Annotated in this window: 21 protein-coding genes and 3 pseudogenes; 10 read left to right on the forward strand and 14 right to left on the reverse strand. The window is 63.3% G+C overall.

The window, feature by feature from the left end:
- Positions 1 to 418: 418 nt before the first annotated feature.
- The 3 genes from E4Q08_RS08765 to E4Q08_RS08775 are packed head-to-tail and all read left to right on the forward strand — an operon-like array spanning position 419 to position 1,929.
- Positions 419 to 865, forward strand: coding sequence for an NfeD family protein (locus E4Q08_RS08765; RefSeq protein WP_169070107.1), 447 nt, complete (start codon positions 419 to 421; stop codon positions 863 to 865).
- The gene (locus E4Q08_RS08770; RefSeq protein WP_169070108.1) at positions 862 to 1,728 is read left to right on the forward strand and encodes an SPFH domain-containing protein; all 867 of its coding nucleotides are present in this window, start codon (positions 862 to 864) and stop codon (positions 1,726 to 1,728) included. Before E4Q08_RS08765 ends, E4Q08_RS08770 begins: the two co-directional genes overlap by 4 nt.
- Positions 1,729 to 1,785: 57 nt before the next feature.
- Positions 1,786 to 1,929 carry a hypothetical protein gene (locus tag E4Q08_RS08775; protein ID WP_169070109.1) on the forward strand — a complete coding sequence of 48 codons (144 nt, stop codon included), beginning with the start codon at positions 1,786 to 1,788 and terminating at the stop codon, positions 1,927 to 1,929.
- Between the two features lie 59 nt (positions 1,930 to 1,988).
- Here the strand turns inward: E4Q08_RS08775 and E4Q08_RS08780 are convergent, their stop codons facing one another.
- Positions 1,989 to 2,441: an HIT family protein gene (locus tag E4Q08_RS08780; RefSeq protein WP_169070110.1), complete on the reverse strand. Its 453-nt coding sequence runs from the start codon at positions 2,439 to 2,441 to the stop codon at positions 1,989 to 1,991.
- Positions 2,442 to 2,596: 155 nt separating this feature from the next.
- Between E4Q08_RS08780 and E4Q08_RS08785 the strand changes: the two genes are divergently transcribed.
- Positions 2,597 to 3,568 carry a patatin-like phospholipase family protein gene (locus E4Q08_RS08785; protein ID WP_034919856.1) on the forward strand — a complete coding sequence of 324 codons (972 nt, stop codon included), beginning with the start codon at positions 2,597 to 2,599 and terminating at the stop codon, positions 3,566 to 3,568.
- 8 nt (positions 3,569 to 3,576) lie between these two features.
- On the opposite strand, the gene E4Q08_RS08790 is transcribed toward E4Q08_RS08785, so the two are convergent.
- Positions 3,577 to 5,079 carry an NAD(P)H-hydrate dehydratase gene (locus E4Q08_RS08790; protein WP_169070111.1) on the reverse strand — a complete coding sequence of 501 codons (1,503 nt, stop codon included), beginning with the start codon at positions 5,077 to 5,079 and terminating at the stop codon, positions 3,577 to 3,579.
- 223 nt (positions 5,080 to 5,302) lie between these two features.
- On the opposite strand from E4Q08_RS08790, the gene E4Q08_RS08795 reads away from it, so the two are divergent.
- The 4 genes from E4Q08_RS08795 (at position 5,303) to aceA (ending at position 12,880) form a co-directional block, all read left to right on the forward strand.
- Positions 5,303 to 6,664, forward strand: coding sequence for an erythromycin esterase family protein (locus tag E4Q08_RS08795; RefSeq protein ID WP_169070112.1), 1,362 nt, complete (start codon positions 5,303 to 5,305; stop codon positions 6,662 to 6,664).
- A gap of 55 nt (positions 6,665 to 6,719) precedes the next feature.
- Entirely contained in the window at positions 6,720 to 8,027 is a 1,308-nt protein-coding gene (locus E4Q08_RS25685) for a DEAD/DEAH box helicase (RefSeq protein WP_308240089.1), read from the forward strand.
- Positions 7,930 to 11,337 (forward strand): UvrD-helicase domain-containing protein, encoded by a 3,408-nt coding sequence (locus tag E4Q08_RS08800; RefSeq protein ID WP_308240091.1) that lies wholly within the window; start codon positions 7,930 to 7,932, stop codon positions 11,335 to 11,337. Before E4Q08_RS25685 ends, E4Q08_RS08800 begins: the two co-directional genes overlap by 98 nt.
- Positions 11,338 to 11,581: 244 nt before the next feature.
- A complete protein-coding gene (aceA, locus tag E4Q08_RS08805) occupies positions 11,582 to 12,880 on the forward strand; it encodes an isocitrate lyase (RefSeq protein WP_169070113.1) in 1,299 nt (432 codons plus the stop codon).
- A 130-nt stretch (positions 12,881 to 13,010) separates the two neighbouring features.
- Here the strand turns inward: aceA and E4Q08_RS08810 are convergent, their stop codons facing one another.
- Entirely contained in the window at positions 13,011 to 13,367 is a 357-nt protein-coding gene (locus E4Q08_RS08810) for an Mth938-like domain-containing protein (RefSeq protein ID WP_034908547.1), read from the reverse strand.
- Between the two features lie 310 nt (positions 13,368 to 13,677).
- On the opposite strand from E4Q08_RS08810, the gene E4Q08_RS08815 reads away from it, so the two are divergent.
- Positions 13,678 to 14,808: an extracellular catalytic domain type 2 short-chain-length polyhydroxyalkanoate depolymerase gene (locus tag E4Q08_RS08815; protein ID WP_248594795.1), complete on the forward strand. Its 1,131-nt coding sequence runs from the start codon at positions 13,678 to 13,680 to the stop codon at positions 14,806 to 14,808.
- A 287-nt stretch (positions 14,809 to 15,095) separates the two neighbouring features.
- Here the strand turns inward: E4Q08_RS08815 and E4Q08_RS08820 are convergent, their stop codons facing one another.
- From E4Q08_RS08820 to E4Q08_RS26055, 3 genes and pseudogenes are all read right to left on the reverse strand, one after another.
- The gene (locus E4Q08_RS08820) at positions 15,096 to 15,548 is read right to left on the reverse strand and encodes a CopD family protein (protein ID WP_169070114.1); all 453 of its coding nucleotides are present in this window, start codon (positions 15,546 to 15,548) and stop codon (positions 15,096 to 15,098) included.
- Between the two features lie 174 nt (positions 15,549 to 15,722).
- Positions 15,723 to 15,941: a hypothetical protein gene (locus E4Q08_RS08825; protein WP_169070099.1), complete on the reverse strand. Its 219-nt coding sequence runs from the start codon at positions 15,939 to 15,941 to the stop codon at positions 15,723 to 15,725.
- Positions 15,942 to 16,225: 284 nt separating this feature from the next.
- Positions 16,226 to 16,411, reverse strand: a pseudogene (locus E4Q08_RS26055) (hypothetical protein); the annotation flags it as partial.
- Here E4Q08_RS26055 and E4Q08_RS25420 point away from each other — a divergent pair.
- Complete coding sequence (locus E4Q08_RS25420) at positions 16,358 to 16,480, forward strand: hypothetical protein (protein ID WP_256435966.1); 123 nt, start codon at positions 16,358 to 16,360, stop codon at positions 16,478 to 16,480. The pseudogene E4Q08_RS26055 and the gene E4Q08_RS25420 sit on opposite strands and share 54 nt — an antisense overlap.
- A gap of 48 nt (positions 16,481 to 16,528) precedes the next feature.
- On the opposite strand, the pseudogene E4Q08_RS26060 reads toward E4Q08_RS25420, so the two are convergent.
- The 8 genes and pseudogenes from E4Q08_RS26060 to E4Q08_RS08865 all read right to left on the reverse strand — a co-directional run.
- Positions 16,529 to 16,717: pseudogene (locus E4Q08_RS26060) on the reverse strand (hypothetical protein); the annotation flags it as partial.
- Positions 16,718 to 16,819: 102 nt separating this feature from the next.
- A complete protein-coding gene (locus E4Q08_RS08835) occupies positions 16,820 to 17,113 on the reverse strand; it encodes a hypothetical protein (RefSeq protein ID WP_169070115.1) in 294 nt (97 codons plus the stop codon).
- Positions 17,059 to 17,430 (reverse strand): toll/interleukin-1 receptor domain-containing protein, encoded by a 372-nt coding sequence (locus E4Q08_RS26065; protein ID WP_372703584.1) that lies wholly within the window; start codon positions 17,428 to 17,430, stop codon positions 17,059 to 17,061. The genes E4Q08_RS08835 and E4Q08_RS26065 overlap by 55 nt, the downstream gene beginning before the upstream one ends.
- Before the next feature lie 118 nt (positions 17,431 to 17,548).
- Complete coding sequence (locus E4Q08_RS08845) at positions 17,549 to 17,857, reverse strand: helix-turn-helix domain-containing protein (RefSeq protein WP_169070116.1); 309 nt, start codon at positions 17,855 to 17,857, stop codon at positions 17,549 to 17,551.
- Between the two features lie 16 nt (positions 17,858 to 17,873).
- Positions 17,874 to 18,170, reverse strand: coding sequence for a DNA-binding protein (locus E4Q08_RS08850; RefSeq protein ID WP_169070117.1), 297 nt, complete (start codon positions 18,168 to 18,170; stop codon positions 17,874 to 17,876).
- Between the two features lie 165 nt (positions 18,171 to 18,335).
- Positions 18,336 to 18,740, reverse strand: a complete 405-nt coding sequence (locus E4Q08_RS08855; RefSeq protein WP_169070118.1) for a type II toxin-antitoxin system VapC family toxin — start codon at positions 18,738 to 18,740, stop codon at positions 18,336 to 18,338.
- A complete protein-coding gene (locus E4Q08_RS08860) occupies positions 18,737 to 19,051 on the reverse strand; it encodes an AbrB/MazE/SpoVT family DNA-binding domain-containing protein (RefSeq protein WP_372703583.1) in 315 nt (104 codons plus the stop codon). The genes E4Q08_RS08855 and E4Q08_RS08860 overlap by 4 nt, the downstream gene beginning before the upstream one ends.
- 179 nt (positions 19,052 to 19,230) lie before the next feature.
- A pseudogene (locus tag E4Q08_RS08865) lies at positions 19,231 to 19,568 on the reverse strand (IS701 family transposase); the annotation flags it as partial.

A 19,568-nucleotide genomic window follows, 5' to 3' on the forward strand; every position in this document is an offset into this window, starting at 1 on the left:
CCTTTCGCCGCGCGCCGGCAGGTGCTCCTCACCAGGACCGGCAGCACCCCGGCAAAGCCATTCGGACAACCCTCAGGTCCGCGCGGATCGGCGATGCGGCATCCTGTGCAACAACACGAGACTTCGCACAGTATGCGCATTCTGTCGTTTTCCTGACTGGTTGCCGAAGATTCTGTCGTTGGAACTGGATCATGTCAATCAGCAAATCCCTCGAAAGCCAGCGCGGTCGCCACACCGTTCTCTGCCAGAACGCCACCGTCTGCCGGCCGCTTGCCAGGGACTTCCCGCTGTGACTTGCCAGCAGCGGTATTATGGCGTCTAATCGATCCACATCCCGGTGCCGACGCTATGCACTTCTAGGCACTACGGCGATGTGCCGCCGCCATCCGGCGCGTGCGGGCAGATGGAGAGAGGCACTATGTTTTCGCCCGAATGGTGGCATTGGATGGTCCTCGGACTGATCCTGACGATGGCCGAAATAGCCATCCCGGCATTTTTCATGGTCTGGTTTGGCATCGCCGCAGCAGGCGTCGGCGCCATTCTGCTGGCCATGCCGGAACTCCCTGTGGCAGGTCAGATCCTGCTCTGGGCAGCGCTCTCGGCAGCGCTGGTCGGGCTCTGGTTTCGCTATCTCAAACCTCGCACCATGACCTCTGTCGGCACCTCGGCCGCCAACGTGGCCGGCGAAGTCGGCATCCTGATCACCGGGATCACCCCGGATATCCGTGCTCAGGTACGTTTTCAGAAACCGATTCTCGGTGCCGACGTCTGGGAGTGCTACGCCGATACGACGATCAGGGCGGGTGAACGGGTTCGCATCGTCGCTGTCGAAGGCAGTTACATCAAAGTGGAGCAAGCAAGATGACTGGTATGACCATATTTTCGATTGTCCTTCTCATCTTTGTTGCGGTCACCGTCGCCAATGGCGTTCGCATCGTTCCGCAAGGCGAAGAGTGGGTCGTGCAGCGCCTCGGCAAGTACCACAGCACCCTGCTGCCCGGACTGCGCTTCATCATTCCCTACATCGATATCGTCTCCTACAAGGTCACCACCAAGGACATCATTCTCGATGTCCAGGAGCAGGAGGTGATCACGCGCGACAACGCGGTGATCGTGGTCAATGCCATCGCCTTCATCAAGGTCACCGACCCGGTGAAAGCCGTCTATGGCGTCCAGGATTACTCCGAAGCGATCCGCAACATGATCATGACCACCCTGCGCTCGATCGTCGGTGAAATGGAGCTCGACCAGGCGCTGTCGTCGCGGGACACCATCAAGGCGCGTCTCAAAGCCGGCGTTGCCGACGAAGCGCTGGACTGGGGACTGACCGTCAAGTCGGTTGAAATCCAGGACATCAAACCCTCGCAGTCCATGCAGCGCGCAATGGAAATGCAGGCCTCGGCCGAGCGCGAGCGCAAGGCGATGGTCACCCGTGCCGAAGGCGAAAAGCAGTCGATGATCCTCACCGCCGAAGCACGCCTGGAATCGGCCAAGCGCGATGCCGCAGCGCAGGTGACCCTCGCCGAAGCGTCCTCACAGGCGATCACCAAGGTGAATCGTGCTTTTGGCGACAACGAACTGCCGATGCTCTACCTGCTCGGCGAGAAATACATCACCAGTCTCGGCAAGATCGCCGAGTCCGACAACGCCAAGATCGTCCTCCTGCCTGCCGACATTCAGAGCACCTTGCGCGGGCTTTTTCAACGGGTGAACAAGACCGGTCAGTGATTTCTGCCAGTCCTGTCCTTTTCCCTCAACCCTCCCCCTCACGGTAATGGAGAGGCAATGAACGCAGGCTGGATCATCTTTGGCATCTGCATCCTATTCGTTCTCGGCGCCGCACTGCCGCTCATCCGCGATCATCGCGCCGACAAGGATCCGCCCTTGCCGCGCAAGGAAACGCTGCGCGACTGGCGCAACGAAAAGTAGTGCCCCCCACCGCCAGGCCTCACGGCTTGGGCGTATCGCCGCTGACCGGCGACGCGCAGTCAATCGCTACAGGCCGCCTGCAGTTCCTGGTGAATCAGCGCGAGAACGCTTGCCTGCCGATCGTGCTGCTGTTCGGCCAGCGCCGGGAAAGCCGGCCAGCCCGGATCGACCCACTCCAGCCCGGCAAACTGGCGACTGGCCGCGTAACGGGGAATGACGTGAAAATGCACCTGGTGATCGACCATCATCAGCATCAGGTAGTTGATGCGATCGTAGCCGAAAGCCGACTGCACTGCCCTCTCGAGTTTCCCGAGCAAACCGGAGAGATCCGCCATTTCTGCAGCCGTGACCTGCGAAAATTGCGCCGCATGACGATTCAGCGACAAGACGCCGCAGCCCAGGGTTACCTGGCCAGGTCGTACCGACCACGACCAGGCAGGGGTTCTCGCGACCAGCAACTCGTCAACCCGGAACTTTGCGCGAAACCCCGCAAGCATCTGCGATCCGTCCATTGCTGGTCTCTCCTCGATTCAGAAAACCGTAAAGGTAACAGAAGTTCCGGGAATACCTGCCACGCCGTTGCCAGCGTGCCCGGCAAAATGTGTCAAAATTGTCCCGGATGCCGGTGCTGACCGGCATCCCACCCATACACGCAGAGGGAACGATCATGGCCAGATACGGTTTCGTCGCATCGGGCGGCGGTTATCGGAGCTTTTACAGCGAAGGAGTGCTGGTGTGGCTGAAGCGCAACGAAGTGCCGATCGTGCATATCGCTTCGACCAGTTCGGGAAACAATATCGTCCTCGACTATCTGCTCTGGGATTGGTGGCACGAAGAGCTGCCGCCGGTCCTGACGCGCACGGTCCGGCTCAACGTCACCGACATTTTTCATATCTTTGCCAATTTTCTCGGCTTGCGCCCGCAGTTGCTGCCCACCGGCACGCATCTGTTCACCGTCGACAAGGACAGTTGCCGCAAGTCGCTGCTGCTCGATGACAAGCGCCGCCGCGAACTGTTGGCCGAGCATCTCAAGACGCTGCGCTGGGACATCCGCGCGACCAATCTCAGCCAGCGTCGGGGATGGTTTTTCAACGTCAATGAGATCCTGACATGCATTGACGATGCCAGTCTCGATGTATTCATGGACGCTTTCCTCGCCGGCATCACTACCCTCCCCTATTTCAAGGCGATCAGCATTGATGGAGATTACTACATCGAGGGCGGCTACCTGGACAACACACCGCTGCGGACGCTGTTCGAGGATGATGAAGTCGACGAGATCATCGCCGTCGACTTCACCGATTACGACTACCATGGCGAACTCGAAAGGCTTTACCACGCGAAGCCATTGACTCTGCCGTTCAACAGCATCGACACGCACCTGCTGGTCAGCGACCTGCAACTGACGCTGCCCAACACCCGCATTTTCGCGCAGGCGACCCTGATCAACGAGATGCTCAAGGCGATGGGTACAACGAGCGCCGAGATCGGCGGCCGGCGCTATTACGCCAAGCCCTTGCACGTGCTGCGCCCGAAGGACCTGCAGAGCATGACCATTTCGCTCAAGGACAGCAGCGCCCAGAAGCGCTATTTCGAGCTCGGTCAGCAGGAGGCAGCGAGGCTGTTCAAGACGGCATAGCCGATGGCCTATCGGCCGTTCGCCACCCAGCGGTTGAAACCGGCGCGCGCGCTGTCGATGAGTTCTCCGGCGGTCAAGCCGACCGGTCCGCAGCCGCTGGCGACGCGTTCGTCGGCCGCGGCGCCGTGCAGATGCACCGCGGCCAGCAGGGCTTCGAGCGCCGGCCAGCCCTGCGCCAGAAGCGCCACGATGAAACCGCTGAGCACGTCGCCGCTGCCGGCGGTCGCGAGACCGGGATTGCCGCTGGTGTTGATGAACCAGCGGCCGGCAGGCGTGGCGATGATGCTGCCGCAGCCCTTCAGCACCACCATTGCCTGGTAACGCGCGGCGATTGCCAGCGCGGCGCCAGCACGGTCGGACTGGACGAAGGCGGTGTCGCAAGCAAGCAGGCGGGCCGCCTCGGTCGGATGTGGCGTCAGCAGCGTTGGCCCCTGGCGCGCCAGCACGGCCTGCTGCAAACGGTTTGCGCCCGCCAGCAGATTCAGCGCGTCAGCGTCGAGCACGAGCGGGATGTCGAGCAAACTGGCGCGTTCGAGCAACGTGATGGCTTCGTCGTCGCACCCCATGCCTGGACCACAGGCGAGCGCGCTGAGGCCGGCGGCGAGCAGAGCGTCCGGCTTGCGGAGCATCAGTTCCGGCTGTAACGGGTCGATCGCAGGCGCCTGTCGATCGAGCAGGCCGAGATAGACGCGCCCGCTGCCGAGCCTGAGCGCTGCGCGACCGGCCAGGAAAACGGCGCCGACCATGCTGCTCGCACCACCGAGAATGCCGGCGCTGCCATGGCTGCCTTTGTGGCTGTTTTTGGCACGCGGGTGCAGGCAATCGGCGAACAGGTCGGTGCCGATCGTCCGTGCCGTCGCTATCGCCAGCCGCTCGGCGTCGAGGTCGAGCGTGGCGACCGAGATCGAACCGCAGTAATCCGGGCCATCCGCAGTGTACAGACCCGGTTTGGCGGCGATGAAAGTGATGGTGTGACTGGCGCGAATCGTCGTGCCGCAGAGTTTTCCGGTATCGGCGTCAAGACCGCTCGGACAGTCCAGGGCGAGCAGCGGACAGCGGTCGCGTGCGGCAAGGGCATTGGCGGCCAGAACGAGTTCGCCATGGAAACCGCCGATCGGACGCTGCAGACCGATCCCGAAGAGGCCATCGATGATCAGCGCCCAGCGCTGGCCGGAGGGAATGCTCTCGAGCACGCTGCCGCCGTCGTCGATGAAGCGTCTGCAGGCGGCTGCGGCATCCTTCGGCAAACGGCCGAGTTCGCCGACAAAGACCATGCTCACGGCAAAGCGACGTTCGCGCAGGTGGCGGGCAGCGACGAAAGCGTCGCCGCCGTTGTTGCCCGGCCCGGCGAGAACCAGCAACGCCCCCCCCTGCAGGCGGCACAGCGAGGTCGCGAGGTCGGCAGCAGCCAGTCCGGCGCGCTCCATCAAGGGCTGGTGAGCAGCGACCGTTTCGATGTTGCGCAGATCGGCGGCGCGATAGAGTGCTTGGGATCGAAGGCCTGTCTTCATGATCGGATCCTAGTCCAAAGTATTGGTAATTGGTATAGACCAGTTGCACGGGTAGCGGCAAGCCCTGACACAGGCTGGGTACGGAGCATGCTCCAATTCATTCGGCGATTGACCGCGGTTGATGAGGAAAAATATACTCTCGCCAGCGGCGCTGGATGTTCTGTCCCGCACGGGTCATCCTACTCTTTACATCGCAAAATCCATGAGATCAGCTGCTCCGAGGATGTTTTTCCGTCCGCCGCCGATGAGCCGCTTGCGGCGGCTGGCCATCCAGGTTCTGTTGCTGCTCGCCTGCCAGGGACTCCTGGCGGGCGAGAGTGCGCAGCCGCCTGCATCGGCACTGGTCGCCCGGATGCGCGACAACGCTCAGGCCATCACCAACAAGGTCAGTGACTACGATCGACTGCTTGCTTCGATCGGCGATGCGAGCATCGTCCTCTTGGGCGAAGCGACGCACGGTAGTGCCGAGTTCTACGACGAACGTGCCCGCATCACGCAACGGCTGATCAATGAGAAAGGCTTCCGGGCCTTGGTTCTCGAGGCTGGCTGGGCACCGGCGACACGGCTCGACGATTTCGTCCAGGGGAGGCTGCGCGGAGCGGATGCGACGACCGCCTTGCGCGTGTTTCAGCACTTCCCGCGCTGGGTGTGGCGGAATGAACAGTTCGCCGGCTTTCTCGAATATCTCAAGGAATCGCAAGAGGATTCGCCGCCCACCAGTCCGGCCATCTCGGTATACGGAATGGATCTGTATGGCGTTCCGGAAGCGATCGACCAGGTCCTGCGCTACCTCACGACATACGATCCAGCGGCCGTCAGGCAGGCCAGACGCGACTACCGGTGCTTCGCCCCATACAGCCGGCCGCCGCTCGATCCACAGCTCTATGGACGCGATGTGGCCAACGGCAGCATGCCTTCCTGCGAGAGATCGGTGCAATCCCGTCTGAAGAAAATGCGCAAACTTGTTGGAGCAGATCCAGCGCCGGCTGCGTTTGCCGCGCTGATGAGCGCGCGCACGATCGCTGGTGCTGAAGCCTACTACCGGACGCTGTATGCACTCGGCTCCCGCGATTCCTGGAATCTGCGCGAACGCTTTCTCGCCGAGTCGCTGCGGATACTTCTCGAACGACACGGCAAGATCGTCGTCTGGGCACACAACACCCATCAGGGAGACGCGCGCGCGACCGATCAGGTGCTGGCGGGTGAGCTGTCGATCGGCCAACTGATGCGAGAACAGATGGGTGAAGAGGCGGTTTACCTGGTGGGCATCACCACTTTCAGCGGCAGTGTCCGTGCCGCTACCGGCTGGACGACTCCGGATCGGGTCAAGACGCTGAGACCGGCGATCGAAGGAAGTTGGAGCCGTCTGCTGCACGACGTCGGCTTGCCGGCGTTCGTGCTGGTTTTTCGCGGCAATGCCGATCTCATCGACGCGCTCGATCGGCAACAGCTCGACCGGGACATCGGCGTCAACTACCTGCCCGATGCGGAACTCGAGAAACACTACTGGCACTCGTCGCCAACAAAGCGCTTCGACGCATTGATCCATATCGACACGACCCGCGCCCTATTGCCTCTACCTTGAGGCTGACGAAATTGTGCACCGCTCGATGGCGATGCCGTCCAGGCCAGCGGGTATCATGCCGAACATGTGCAGCACTGCTGAAAACCCGCCGAGCCCCCTGCCCTTCCAACCCAACTGCCTGTCGATAGACCTTGAAGTCGGTCTGCGCAGCGGACGCATCCAGCAACTGGCGGCAGTACGCGGCGACACTGGCGAAACCGTCCGTTTCGATCGCGGCGACCTGGCGGCTGCGCTCGGTCACCTCGATGCACTCGCCGACGGTTGCCGCTTCCTGATTGGTCACAACTTCATTCACTTCGACCGGCCGCACCTCGCCGCGGCCGACCCTCGCCTGCGGCTGCTGGCTCTGCCGGTGATCGATACGCTGTGGCTCAATCCGCTGGCTTTCCCTCGCCACCCTTACCATCACCTCGTCAAGCATTACCAGGACGGCGGGCTCAAGCGCGGGCAGCTCAACGATCCGCTGCTCGACGCGCAACTGACGCTCGAACTGTTCCACGACCAGTATCAGGCGCTGCAGCAATGTCAGTGCGCAACACCCGAACTGATGCTCGCCTGGCACTGGCTGACGACGTTCGATCAGCGGCTTTCAGGAATCCACAGTTTTTTCACGACGCTGCGGCGCCAGCTTCGCCCCAGCGACGACGAAGCGCAGCAGGCAATCGCGCGCTTTCTCGACGGCAAGGGATGCCGGACGCAGGCCTTGCAAGTCACCGATGACGCGGCAGAGAGCCACTGGTCACTGGCTTACGCGCTCGCCTGGCTGTCCGTCGCTGGTGGCAACTCGGTGCTGCCGCCATGGGTGCGGCATCAGTTTCCCGGCGCCGGCGCACTGATCCGGCGCCTGCGCGACCTCGGCTGCGGGCAAGCCGATTGCCCCTGGTGCAGCAAGCACCATGACGCCGACAAGGAGCTGCAACGCTGGTTCGGCTTTGCCGGATTCCGGCCGGAACCGACCGGCACCGATGGGCGGCCGCTGCAGCAGAGCATCGTCGAAGCGGCGCTCTCCGGCGAACATCTGCTGGCGATCCTGCCGACCGGCACTGGCAAATCGCTGTGCTACCAGATTCCAGCGCTGTCGCGCTTCGAGAAGACCGGTGCGCTGACGGTGGTCATTTCGCCGCTGGTCGCCCTGATGGCCGACCAGGTCGCTGGACTACGGGCACGCGGCATCGATAGCTGCGTCGCCATCAACGGCCTGCTGTCGACAGGAAGCCTTCATCTGCGGCGGGCGGCGGGTGATCGCGGCGACCAACGCTTTCGGCATGGGAATCGACAAACCCGATGTTCGCCTGGTGATCCACGCCGACATTCCCGGCTCACTCGAAAACTATCTGCAGGAAGCCGGCCGCGCCGGCCGTGATCAGCAGGCGGCACGCTGCGTGCTGCTGTACACGCCGGAAGATGTCGAGCGCCAGTTCGGCATGTCGGCGCGCTCGCGGCTCAGTCGCAAGGAAATCCAGACGATTCTGCGCTCGCTGCGCCAACTCGATCGCAAGAAACGCAAGGACGGCGAGGTGATCGCCACGCCCGGCGAAATCCTCGCCGAAGACGAAAACGGCGGCTTCGAACGCGACAGCGCCACCGACGACACGCGCGTGCGCACTGCCGTGTGCTGGCTCGAGGAAGCCCGCCTGCTGACACGTGAGCAGAATCAGGTGCAGGTTTTCCCCTCGTCGTTGCGCGTCGGCTCGGTCGAGCAGGCGCGCCAGCGGCTGGCGCGCGCAGGACTGCAAGCGGAGTACCAGCGGCAGTTGCTGGCGCTGGTCGATGCGCTGATCGGCGCAGCGGCCGACGAGGGGCTATCGACCGACGAGTTGATGGGGGTCACCGGTCTGGGTCCGGAGAAGCTGCGCACCGCGCTGCACGATCTCGAACGTTTGGGGATCGCCAGCAACGACATGGCGCTGACCGCCTACCTGCAGGTCGGCGTCGAGAATCCGTCGTCGCAGCGCTTTGAAAAGGCGTCGCGACTCGAACTCGCACTGATCGACCTGTTGCGTGAACAGGCTCCTGATCTGGTGCGTGGCGAGTCGTCGCTTCTGCACCTGCGCCTGATGACTCAGCGTCTGAAGGATGACGGCCACGCCGGCGCCCTGCCGGCACGGCTGCGCCAATTGCTCACCGGCATTGCAGGTGACGGCCACAACGACGACGGCGGACTCGGGAGTATTGCTGTGCGTCGCATCGACGCCGAAATGATCTCGATCACTCTGCAGCGCGACTGGTCGGTACTCGCGAAGACTGCACAGCTACGGCGTACCGCCGCCGGCCATCTGCTCGGGCATATGATCGCCAGTCTGCCGGCCGGCGCACGCGGCGCCGACCAGCTCGCCGAAACGACACTGGGTCGGCTGCTCGCCACACTCGAAGCCGACCTGCTGCTCAAGTCGGAAGTCAGGGAGACCTCGCGGCTGCTCGACCGCGCACTGCTCTGGCTGCACGAACAGGAAGTGATTCGCCTCAACAAGGGGCTGGCAGTGTTCCGCCCGGCAATGACCATCCACCTCGAACCCGACTGGAAACGGCAGTTTCGCCAGTCCGACTTCGCTCCGCTGAAACTGCATTACGACGAACAGGTGATACAGATTCACGTCATGGCCGAGTATGTCCAGCGCGGCCTGCAGACGATGGCCGATGCGCTGCGCCTGACGGTCGATTACTTCCGCCTGCCGCGCGACGAGTTCATGCAACGCTGGCTGCCTGACCGCGAACAGGAACTGGCACGGCAGACGACACCGGAATCCTGGCGCCGGATCGTCGAGGCGCTCGCCAACCCGGTGCAGCAGGGGATCGTCACCGACGATCGTGAGAACGCCAATGTACTGGTCCTTGCTGGCCCCGGATCGGGCAAGACGCGCGTGTTGGTACACCGCATCGCCTACCTCGTTCGCGTTCGCCGCGAGAACCCGCGCGGCATTCTGGCTCTGGCGTACAACCGCCACGCCGCGGCGCAGATCCGACAACGCCTCGCTTATCTGATCGGCGATGAGGCGCATCTGGTCAACGTCCTCACCTGCGATGCGCTGGCCATGCGGCTGGTCGGTGCGAGCTTCGCCGGACGCGACCGGCGCCTCGGTGACGAAAATTTCGCGGCAGCGATCGACGACGTTCGCAGGCAGGCGATTGGCCTGCTCAAGGGAGACGAACTGCCGCCGGAGCAGGCCGACGAAGAGGCCGAGAAGCGGCGCGACCGGCTGCTCGGCAGTTTTCGCTGGATCCTCGTCGACGAGTACCAGGACATCGGGCCGCAGCAATATGAACTGATCGGCGCGCTGGCCGGGCGCAGTCTGCGCGACGAGGACACACGCCTGAATCTCTTCGCGGTCGGTGACGATGACCAGAACATCTATGCCTTCAATGGCGCCTCGGTCGAATTCATCCGTCGCTTCGAAAGCGACTATGCGGCACGCGCCGTGCATCTGGTGGACAACTACCGCGCCACGGCACATCTGATCGACGTTGCCAATCGCCTCATCGCGCCGGCGGCGAACCGCATGAAAGAGGCGCAGCCGATCCGCATTGATCGCGCGCGACGCCAGCAGCCGCCCGGCGGCGACTGGGCAAAGATCGACCCGGTCAGCAAGGGCCGTGTCCAGATCCTACCGGTCGGCAGCGATGCTCGCACCCAGGCAATGGCCGTTCTCGGCGAGTTGCAGCGTCTGGCCAGCCTGACGGTGAACTGGGACTGGGCACGCTGCGCGGTGATCGCCCGCGAATGGAAATGGCTGCAGCCAATGCGCAGCTTCTGCGAAATGCATGGCATTGCGGTGCAGATGGCGAGTGAAGCAAATGCGCAGTTCTGGCGCCAGCGCGACACACAAAGGCTGCTCACCTGGCTGCACGACGATGCACGCCGCCTGATCAACGCTCCGGCCATCACCACCTGGCTGGCCGAACTACCCGACAGTCCGGTGCACGCGCTGCTCGACGCAGCGGTGAATGAATACGGCCACGAGACCGGTGACGCCGAACTACCGCGTGAACACTTCATCGAATGGCTTGCCGAATGGGGACGCGAAGCGCGGCGCCGGCAGAGCGGCTTGCTGCTGCTGACCGCGCACCGCGCCAAGGGTCTCGAATTTGATCATGTCGCGGTGCTCGATGGGGGCTGGAAACCGCCAGAAGACCGTTGCAACGCCAGCGAAGATCCGCAAGCCGAGCGCCGGCTGTACTACGTGTCAATGACCCGCGCCCGGCAAACGCTGCTGCTGGCACGCCTCGATCGCGGTAAGCACCTCATCGACGAACTGCCGGAGTCCGCCTCGCTGTTGCGCCGTACGGCCAGCGAACTGCCGGCACCGGCAGCCGAATTGTCCTGGCGCTATCAGCAACTCCACCCCGGCGAAGTAGACCTCGGCTTTGCCGGTCGACAGTGGCCCAGCCATCCGGTCCACCGGGGAATCGCCGCGCTGACGCCCGGTGCGGTGTTGCATCTGCGGCAGGAAGACCGGCGCTGGCTACTGTACGATGCGCAAGGCACACAGGTCGGGAAACTTGCCGCAAGTTACACCCCACCAGCCGGGATGGACTGCGTCGCGGCATGCGTGGCGGCGATCCTCGTCCGCTACCGGAGCGACAGCGAGCCCGAATATCTCGACCGGATTCGCTGCGAGCAATGGGAAGTCGTCCTCCCGGAACTGGTCTTCGCGCCGGCAAGACGGCAGGCGTAGGCTGTGGGCATTTCACTCAAAACAATTTCCTTTCGCAATGCGGAAACGGGCCTGCAAGCCACTGTTTCACTAGACTAAAAAATATCTCTTATGTCTTATATAAGACTGTTGCCGACAAACGAAAAGCCATTTATACTGGCATGCCATTGGTTGCCCCCAATTGGTGCCTGGAATGCTCCCCGGACCCATTTTGGTGCATCACCATTGTCGCCACGGCACTTGATCATTTTTCGTGAGGAAGAACATGAGTACTAAAGAGCAGCAGATCGCCGAACTGGAAAAAGACTGGGCAGAAAACCCCCGCTGGAAGGGAATCAAGCGCGGCTACTCAGCCGCTGATGTCGTCCGCCTGCGTGGTTCTTTCCCGATTGAATATACCGTCGCCCGTCGCGGCGCCGAGAAGCTCTGGAATCTGGTCAATAACGAACCCTACGTCAACTGCCTGGGTGCGCTCACCGGCGGCCAGGCGATGCAGCAGGTCAAGGCCGGCATCAAGGCGATCTATCTGTCGGGCTGGCAGGTTGCCGCCGACAACAACTCCTACGCCGCGATGTACCCCGACCAGTCGCTGTATCCGGTCGATTCGGTGCCGAAGGTGGTTGAGCGCATCAACAACTCGTTCCGTCGCGCCGACGAAATCCAGTACTCCAAGGACATCAACCCCGGCGACAAGGGCTACATCGACTACTTCGCGCCGATCGTCGCTGACGCCGAGGCCGGCTTCGGTGGCGTGCTCAACGCTTTCGAACTGATGAAGGCGATGATCCGTGCCGGTGCGGCCGGTGTGCACTGGGAAGACCAGCTCGCTTCGGTCAAGAAATGCGGCCACATGGGTGGCAAGGTGCTGGTGCCGACGCAGGAAGCCGTGCAGAAACTGATCGCCGCCCGCTTTGCTGCCGACGTCTGCGGCGTGCCGACGCTGGTCATCGCCCGTACCGACGCCGAAGCCGCCGACCTGCTGACCTCCGATTGCGACGCCAACGACACGCCTTTCGTTACTGGCGAACGCACCTCGGAAGGTTTCTACAAGACGAAGAAAGGTCTCGATCAGGCGATCTCGCGCGCCGTTGCCTACGCCGAATACGCCGACCTGGTGTGGTGCGAAACCGGCACGCCGGATCTCGAATTCGCCCGCAAGTTCGCTGAAGCCGTGCGTGCCAAGCATCCCGGCAAGATGCTGGCCTACAACTGCTCGCCGTCGTTCAACTGGAAGAAGAACCTCGACGATGCGACGATTGCCAGGTTCCAGAAGGAACTCGGCGCGATGGGCTACAAGTACCAGTTCATCACCCTCGCCGGCATCCACAACATGTGGTATCACATGTTCGACCTGGCGCAGGACTACGTCGCCCGCGGCATGACCGCCTACGTCGAAAAAGTCCAGGAACCGGAATTCGCCGCTCGCGACCGTGGCTACAGCTTTGTCTCGCACCAGCAGGAAGTCGGTACCGGCTACTTCGACGAAGTCACCACCGTGATCCAGGGCGGTACCTCGTCGGTGACCGCGCTGACCGGTTCGACAGAAGAAGAGCAGTTCCACTGACGGTCATGACCGTTTCCCTCTCCCCCCGACCCCTCCCCCGCGAGGGGGAGGGAGATTCCTGAGTCGCGCACATTAAGCGATCCGGCAGAACCCGAAAGCCGCGCCTTGGCGCGGCTTTTTTGTGCCCGATTCAACAGGTCACGTGAAACAGCCCGACGGTTCCACTTTTGGACTGATTGTAGGTCCTGATCGCTTCCGGTGTCGGCTGCAGGATGACGCGGCAGTGATGATCGGCGAAGAATGCCGCCGCTTCCGGCGAGAGCTGCACGTTGCCATACTGCCCGGCGCCCAGCACCAAGGTGTCGCAGCCCTTTTCATAGACGTACTCTGCTTCGTCGCGTGAAATGGTGTGCGAGGTGCCGAAATACTGCTTCGAGAGCTTCTTCTTGCGCTTCTCCACCGCACCCGACAGGCGAATCACCACGTCGTACGCATAGATGGTGCCATCGATGCTGATGCTGCCAAATTCCGTGTGGTCGATCTTCATGAGCGTTCTCCGGGTAGCAGGGCGTTTTGTTAAAAGGTGGTCCTGAATGCCCGCCATCGTCGACGGTTTCCCTCCAGTTCCGTAACCCATTTATGGTACCTCAACCCGGTTCTCCGTCAGCAATCCGGGCATCATCGGCTTGCAGGGCCGGGTGCGCTTCTGATTCCATGACAGTCTGCATCTCGAAGCCGTCCAGGCGTCCCAACGTGATCGCATTTCTCAGATGTGACCCTGGCCTCATTTGCCCCCATTTGCCCCTCTTTGAATCACACCCGCGTAACCCATTCCAGCGGCACGGCGATCTGCTAGCATGTACTCTCCCGATGTTCATCATCGCCACCTGCTGCAACACGCCATGACCATGATCACCTCCGCTTTCCTGCGCCGCCTTGCCGTCGCCGTTCTCCTGATGCTCGGCCTGCCGACCGTCATCGCGGCACCGCCACTGCCGGGTGTCAGCGCCGAACTGCCGGCACTGGCCGCCGACCTGCGCGAACTGACGGTCTCCGGCGTTTCTTCGGGCGCTTACATGGCGGTACAGTTCCAGGTCGCGTATTCGCAACTGGTGCGTGGTGCCGGCATCATTGCCGGCGGACCGTATGACTGCGCCAAAGGTTCGATCCTGCGTGCGCTCAGCCGCTGCATGTCGCCGTCCTCCTGGGCAGAACTGCCGTCGGTCGCCGAACTGCGGGCACACGCCGAGGCACTGGCGCGCGCCGGCCACATCGATTCCCTCGAACATCTGCGCGACGACCGTGTCTGGCTGCTCTCCGGCGGCAAGGATGAGACCGTGCATACCGCAGTCGTCGAGCGGCTGGCGGCTTTCTACGCCGAGTGGCTACCGCCGGCAGCGATTCGTTTCGTCCAGGTCCCCGAAGCCACGCACGCGATGATCTCGGTCGCCGATCGCGAGGCCAATCCCTGCAGCAGCATGCAGGCGCCGTTCATCAACCGTTGTGGCAATCTCGACGCCGCCGGTGAAATGCTCGCCCAGATGCTCGGTCCACTGCAAGCGACAGACGGAACAGCGCGTGGCGAAGTCCTGAGTTTCGATCAACGGCCTTTTGTCGACGGCCAGGCGATCGATGCGGGACTCGCCGACGAGGCGTACGTCTATGTGCCGCAGGCCTGCCGCAGCACGCTCTGCCGGGTACATGTCGCTTTTCACGGCTGTCGCCAGAGCGCCACGCAGATCGGGCGACGCTTCGTCGATGGCGCCGGTTACAACGCCTGGGCAGACAACAACCGCATCATCGTGCTCTACCCGCAGACCGTACCACGCCGCGGCCTCGCCTTCGGGTCCTGGAAATGGGTATACAACCCCTTGGGCTGTTGGGACTGGTGGGGCTATTCCGGCAGTGCTTACGCGACCCGTGACGGCCTGCAGATCGCTGCCGTGCGCGCCATGCTCAAACGCCTGGCAGCGCCGCGCCAGCGTTGACGGGACCCAGGTTTGGGGCATGACCAACACCGCAAGAACGAAAACCAGGGCGCGAGCGCCGGGCTGACGCCAAGAGCCGTCAAGGCGGGACGACTCTGCGCGGCGGCCGTCGCCCGGCTCAACGTGGCCCCCAGCCTGGGCGGCGACGAAGCTCGCGTCTTCTGGAGATTTGATCCACATCAGCAGGCGGCAAGGCAGATTCCTGGCGCGTGCCGATGCGCGCGCTCCAGGAATTCCCGGTGCCGGTTCTGGCGCCGATCAAGGGCGGCGTGTGGCGCACCGTGTGCCTAGGATCGAGAAAAGACGGCGATGGCCACCGTGCACAGCGCGAGCAGCAGATTGACGCCCACCAACTGGCGTATGGAATTCAGGGTTGCCGCCGCCATTGGCCAGGCGGCCGCGTCGCAATGCAATCGCAATCCGGGATAAACGATGCCGTAGGCGAAGGCGAAAACACCGGCCATGGTCAGACCAAGACCGGCCATGAGGTGCCAGCCAAGCGGTGCCGACTGGAAGCCGGTTTGGGCAAGCATCGTGAAGCCGCTGACCAGGACCAGGGTCACGGCATAGGCGGCGACCCGGAAAAAGCGCTTGAGCGTGGCGACCCAGAGGGGCAAACGTTGTGGTGGGTCAAGAACCTGGGCGGCGGCGGGACGAAGACAGAAGTAGGCGAAAAACATTCCGCCCACCCAGGCGATGACGCCAAAGAAATGCACAAGGACCAGGACGGATCGGAACATGTCGTCGAGTCTCTATCAGAACCTGCGGGCGGCCTCTCTCCGGACGGAAGCCGCGTTGCGCGCCGGCGAGAGAGAGGAAGAGCCGCAGAGCCTAACATGGATCGGGGTCGACCGAGCGAACGAGAAAAGACCGGTCGGTCGACGGTCCGGGCGGGCGCTGGCCCCGGCACGGGCTCAGCGCCCGGCGGCGGCCAGGCGGTCGAGCAGCAGCAGGATTTCGGCGGAAAGGCTGTAGTCGAGTCCCGGCGCGTCGGCGAGCGACGCGCTGCGCTCGCCGGCGACGACGGCTTGCAGCGCGGTGACGAAGGGCGGCAGCCAGGCGGGTGGGTCGGGCAGGCCGGCGAGTTGCGCGAGCCGCGCGTTGGCGGTAGTGGTTTTAACAGCGAGCAGCAAATGAGCAATTTCGGCAGCCCACTTTCCACCGTGGGTGTCTCTCTCGCCTCCGTCGCGGCGGTAAGCGAGGTACGCGTCGCGTGCCTGAAGGTCGGCAGCTCCATCCGCGTCAGCGCGGCAGCCATTTCGCCTCCGTCGCGGCGGTAGGCGAGGTACGCGTCGCGTGCCTGAAGGTGTGCTTGGCGTGCCTCGCTGGCGCGCCTGTCGTCGTTCTCGATGTTGGCAAGAATGGCCCAGCTTGTCCACGGCTCGACGGCGTGGCCGAGGCCGCGCTTGCACTCGATCGCGCGTTCGATCTCGTAACGCGCTTCCTTACGGCGGCCGAGGCGGCGTAGCGTCTCGGCGAGATTATTGCGTGTGGCGCCTTCGCCAGCCACATCGCGTAGCGCGACAAAACGCTCAGCCGCCTGCCGGAAGTGGGTGACGCCGTCTTCGTGAAGGCCAAGGACTTTGGTGTAGAGAACGCCCAACTGATTCAAGGTCTTCGCCTGCAAGGCGACGCCATTGTCATCGTGCTGCTGTACGCTGATCGCCAGTGACTGGCGGTACGCGTCTTCGGCGGCCTCACCATTGCTGGCTTCCTGGTGGACGATCCCGATTTCATGCCAGGAGTTGGCTACCGACCCCGCTTCGCCGAGTGCCGTGAAGCGCTCGCGCGCCTCGCTCCACGCGGCGAGCGCTTCCGGGAAGCGGCGTTGCCGCAGCCGAACGGTGCCTAATTGGCTCTTGTTGACAGCGACGTCACGTTTGGCGTGCCGTTGTTCGGCGAGGGAAATCGCCTGTTCATAAGCCTGCGCCGCTTCGTCAAAGCATCCGAGGTTGGTAAGGCAGTTGGCCCGCTTCGAGCAGCACCATCAAGTTCGGCAGCTCCATCCGCGTCAGCGCGGCAGCCATTTCGCTTTTCCGGTGCTGCTCGCGGACCAGGAACCCGGCATACTGCCCATCGCCGTGGTCCAGCGCTCCGCGAGCGCCGCGCGCGCCGCCGGTTCCAGTTGCGCGGCGAGATACAGGCATAGCGCCAGGTTCAGGCTGAGATGATTGTACGCTTCGGCGGTGGCCAGCCCGCTGGCGACCAGCGCTTCGCCAAAGGCCTGCACCTCGGCCGGCTGCCAGCCGGTCATGTCCCGCAACACGCTGAGGTCGACCGCGCCATGGAAGACGCCGAGCACCAACGCGCGTTCGCGTAGCGCCGGCGGCAGCCGGCGCAGCGACAGTTTCGACGCTGGCGAGCAGCGAGTGCTCGCGTTGCCCTGGGAAGCGCCGCTCCATGGCTTTGATCAGTTCGACCAGCTGGCGAGACGAGCACCAGCACGCCCGACGAGCGGTCGATCGCGGCGCGGATCATCGATTCGAGCGGGTCGCCGCCGTGAAACGTGCGCGAGTCGATCGTCAGCGACGTGTCGAGCTCGGCCAGCGCCCTGCGCAACTGGCGGACGATGCCGTCGTCGCCGCTGCTGTGCGAGAGGAAGTAGGTCGGGGAAGATATCAGCGTCGAAGGCCTGTTGGCGGGACGAGCCTCCGGCGAGAGTCAGAGCTCGTTCAAAAAATGGTTGGCCGCACGAGCATCGCGCCCGGCGGCACATGAGTAAGACGGCCTGCGGCGAAGCTCACGCTTCGCTCAACTCCTGCGACAACTCAGGATGTTTGACGATCAGGCGCAACAGGCACAACACCGCGCCCGGCGGCGCAAAGCGTCCTTGTTCCCAGTCGCGCAGCGTCGCCACCGGGGTTCCGATGCGCTCGGCGAATGCCGCTTGCGACAGGCCGGACTGCTTCCGCGCCTGGCGGACCAGAATTTGTTCGCGCGTCGTAACCCGCCCCATCCCGTCCCTCGCCTCGGCAAGCGCCTGCCACAGGTCCGGCAGCGCTTCACCGGCATCGGCCTCGATAGCCGTCGCCACCTTGTCAACGTCCATTCCCGTACTCTCCATCTCACACCACCTTGTCGATTTCGGCGGGCAGCATGTTGCTACGTTCCGCCTTGCCATACGCCGCCACCAGCAGCACGACTTCCCGCGCACTCAGATTGAAGTAGATCACCCGCACCCCGCCAGACTTGCCAGATCCGGCACGGCTCCAGCGAACCTTGCGCGCGCCATCCGCACCAGGGATCACGTCCCCGGCGAGCGGATTCGCGGCAATCCAGTCGATGAAGTCCAGTCGCTCGTCTTCTGACCACAGCTTCGCGGCCTGTCTCTGGAATGTCGGGGTTTCGATCACCGTGCGCATGTCTTGAACTCTACGGGTTTCCCGTAGCATGTCAAGGCAGGCCTCCAGCTGCGAAGGATCAAGAGTCGATCGTCAGCGACGTATCCAGTCCTGGCCGAAGCAGCGGCGGCCAGTGATGGCGACCGCCAACGCTCCTTTGACCCACCCATCGGGCTTGCCCGGCGCTCAGCTTGCCCAGTTCTCGACCTGCAACCCCGGGATGCGCGAAAAATCCGCCGGGTTGGCCGTAATCAGCGTCGCCTGCACGGCCAGTGCGTGTGCGCCGATCAGCTTGTCCAGCGCATTGCGCGTGCGTTGCGGGTCGGCCAGGCGAACGGCGGCGTAAGCGCGCGCGGCGGCGGCATCGAAGGGCAGCACCACGAGGTCGTTGAGCACCGCGTCGAGGGCCGCACGACGCGCTGCGCCGTCGCCGCCTGCCACGATGACGCCGAATTCGAGTTCCGCCAGGCTGATCGCCGAGAGCAGCAAGTCGCCGAAATAGCACTCGCTCAAATGCCTGGCAAGCGCCGGATTCCCCTGCATGGCATGGATGCAGATGCTCGTGTCGAGCAGGTAACGCACCGCTTTCATCCCGGCTCGCCATTTCCGGCTTTGGCGGCGCCCCATGTTCCCCAATCGCGCTCAAGCTCCTCGCCCGCATCGGGACGTTGGCCATCCGGAAACCATCCCAATGCGCCCATCGCCGAAAAGCTGTCAGCCAGGCCGGTGAGCCGGCGCAACGCCGGCCGGATCAGCAAGTCCCCTCCGGGCGTCGCTTCGATCTCGACCTCCTTCACTCCCGGTGGCAATTGCAGCTCCACCGGAATGCGCACCGCTTGCGAATTCCCGCTTTTGAACACCCGTGTCCGCATTCGTCGCTCCTGTATATACCGTGCGCACATGGTACTCCTTTGCCAGGATGAGTATTCCTGCGATCGAAATTGGGGTTCCCTTTGCTCGATTCGGACGGGTCAAAGAGGAAGCTCTGCCCGTCGTGCAGCAGGCGGCCCCAGGCAGCGGGCTGTTCTCAGGGCCAGCAAAACAAGCCACTGCGGTAGTTGTTCGGAATCTTAATTCTACATTAACAGATTCTAATGGCATTTTTGGGTGCTGGCGGCTGCCTTCGGTAGGCGCTGTCGCGGGCGCTTTGTCGCCGTGCATGACGCTCGGCGATGATTCGCACGAGGTCTTCGCGACCGTGAATCTTCACCGGGAGCTGCGCCACGAGCATGTCGACGACATCGGCACAGGACAGTAACTCGGCGTAGGGTGAGTGTTGCCGCCGCTCCTTGACGAGAAAGAGTAGTGCAACGCAGACGAGCGCCATGTGGTTGTACCAAGCCCGCCACTTGCGTACCTGGTAGTCGGCCATCCCACAGCAACCTTTCGCATTCTCGAAGGCGCGCTCGATGAAGTGGC

This window comes from Candidatus Accumulibacter contiguus (assembly GCF_012940005.1).
In the GTDB taxonomy this organism is placed as follows: Bacteria; Pseudomonadota; Gammaproteobacteria; order Burkholderiales; family Rhodocyclaceae; genus Accumulibacter; species Accumulibacter contiguus.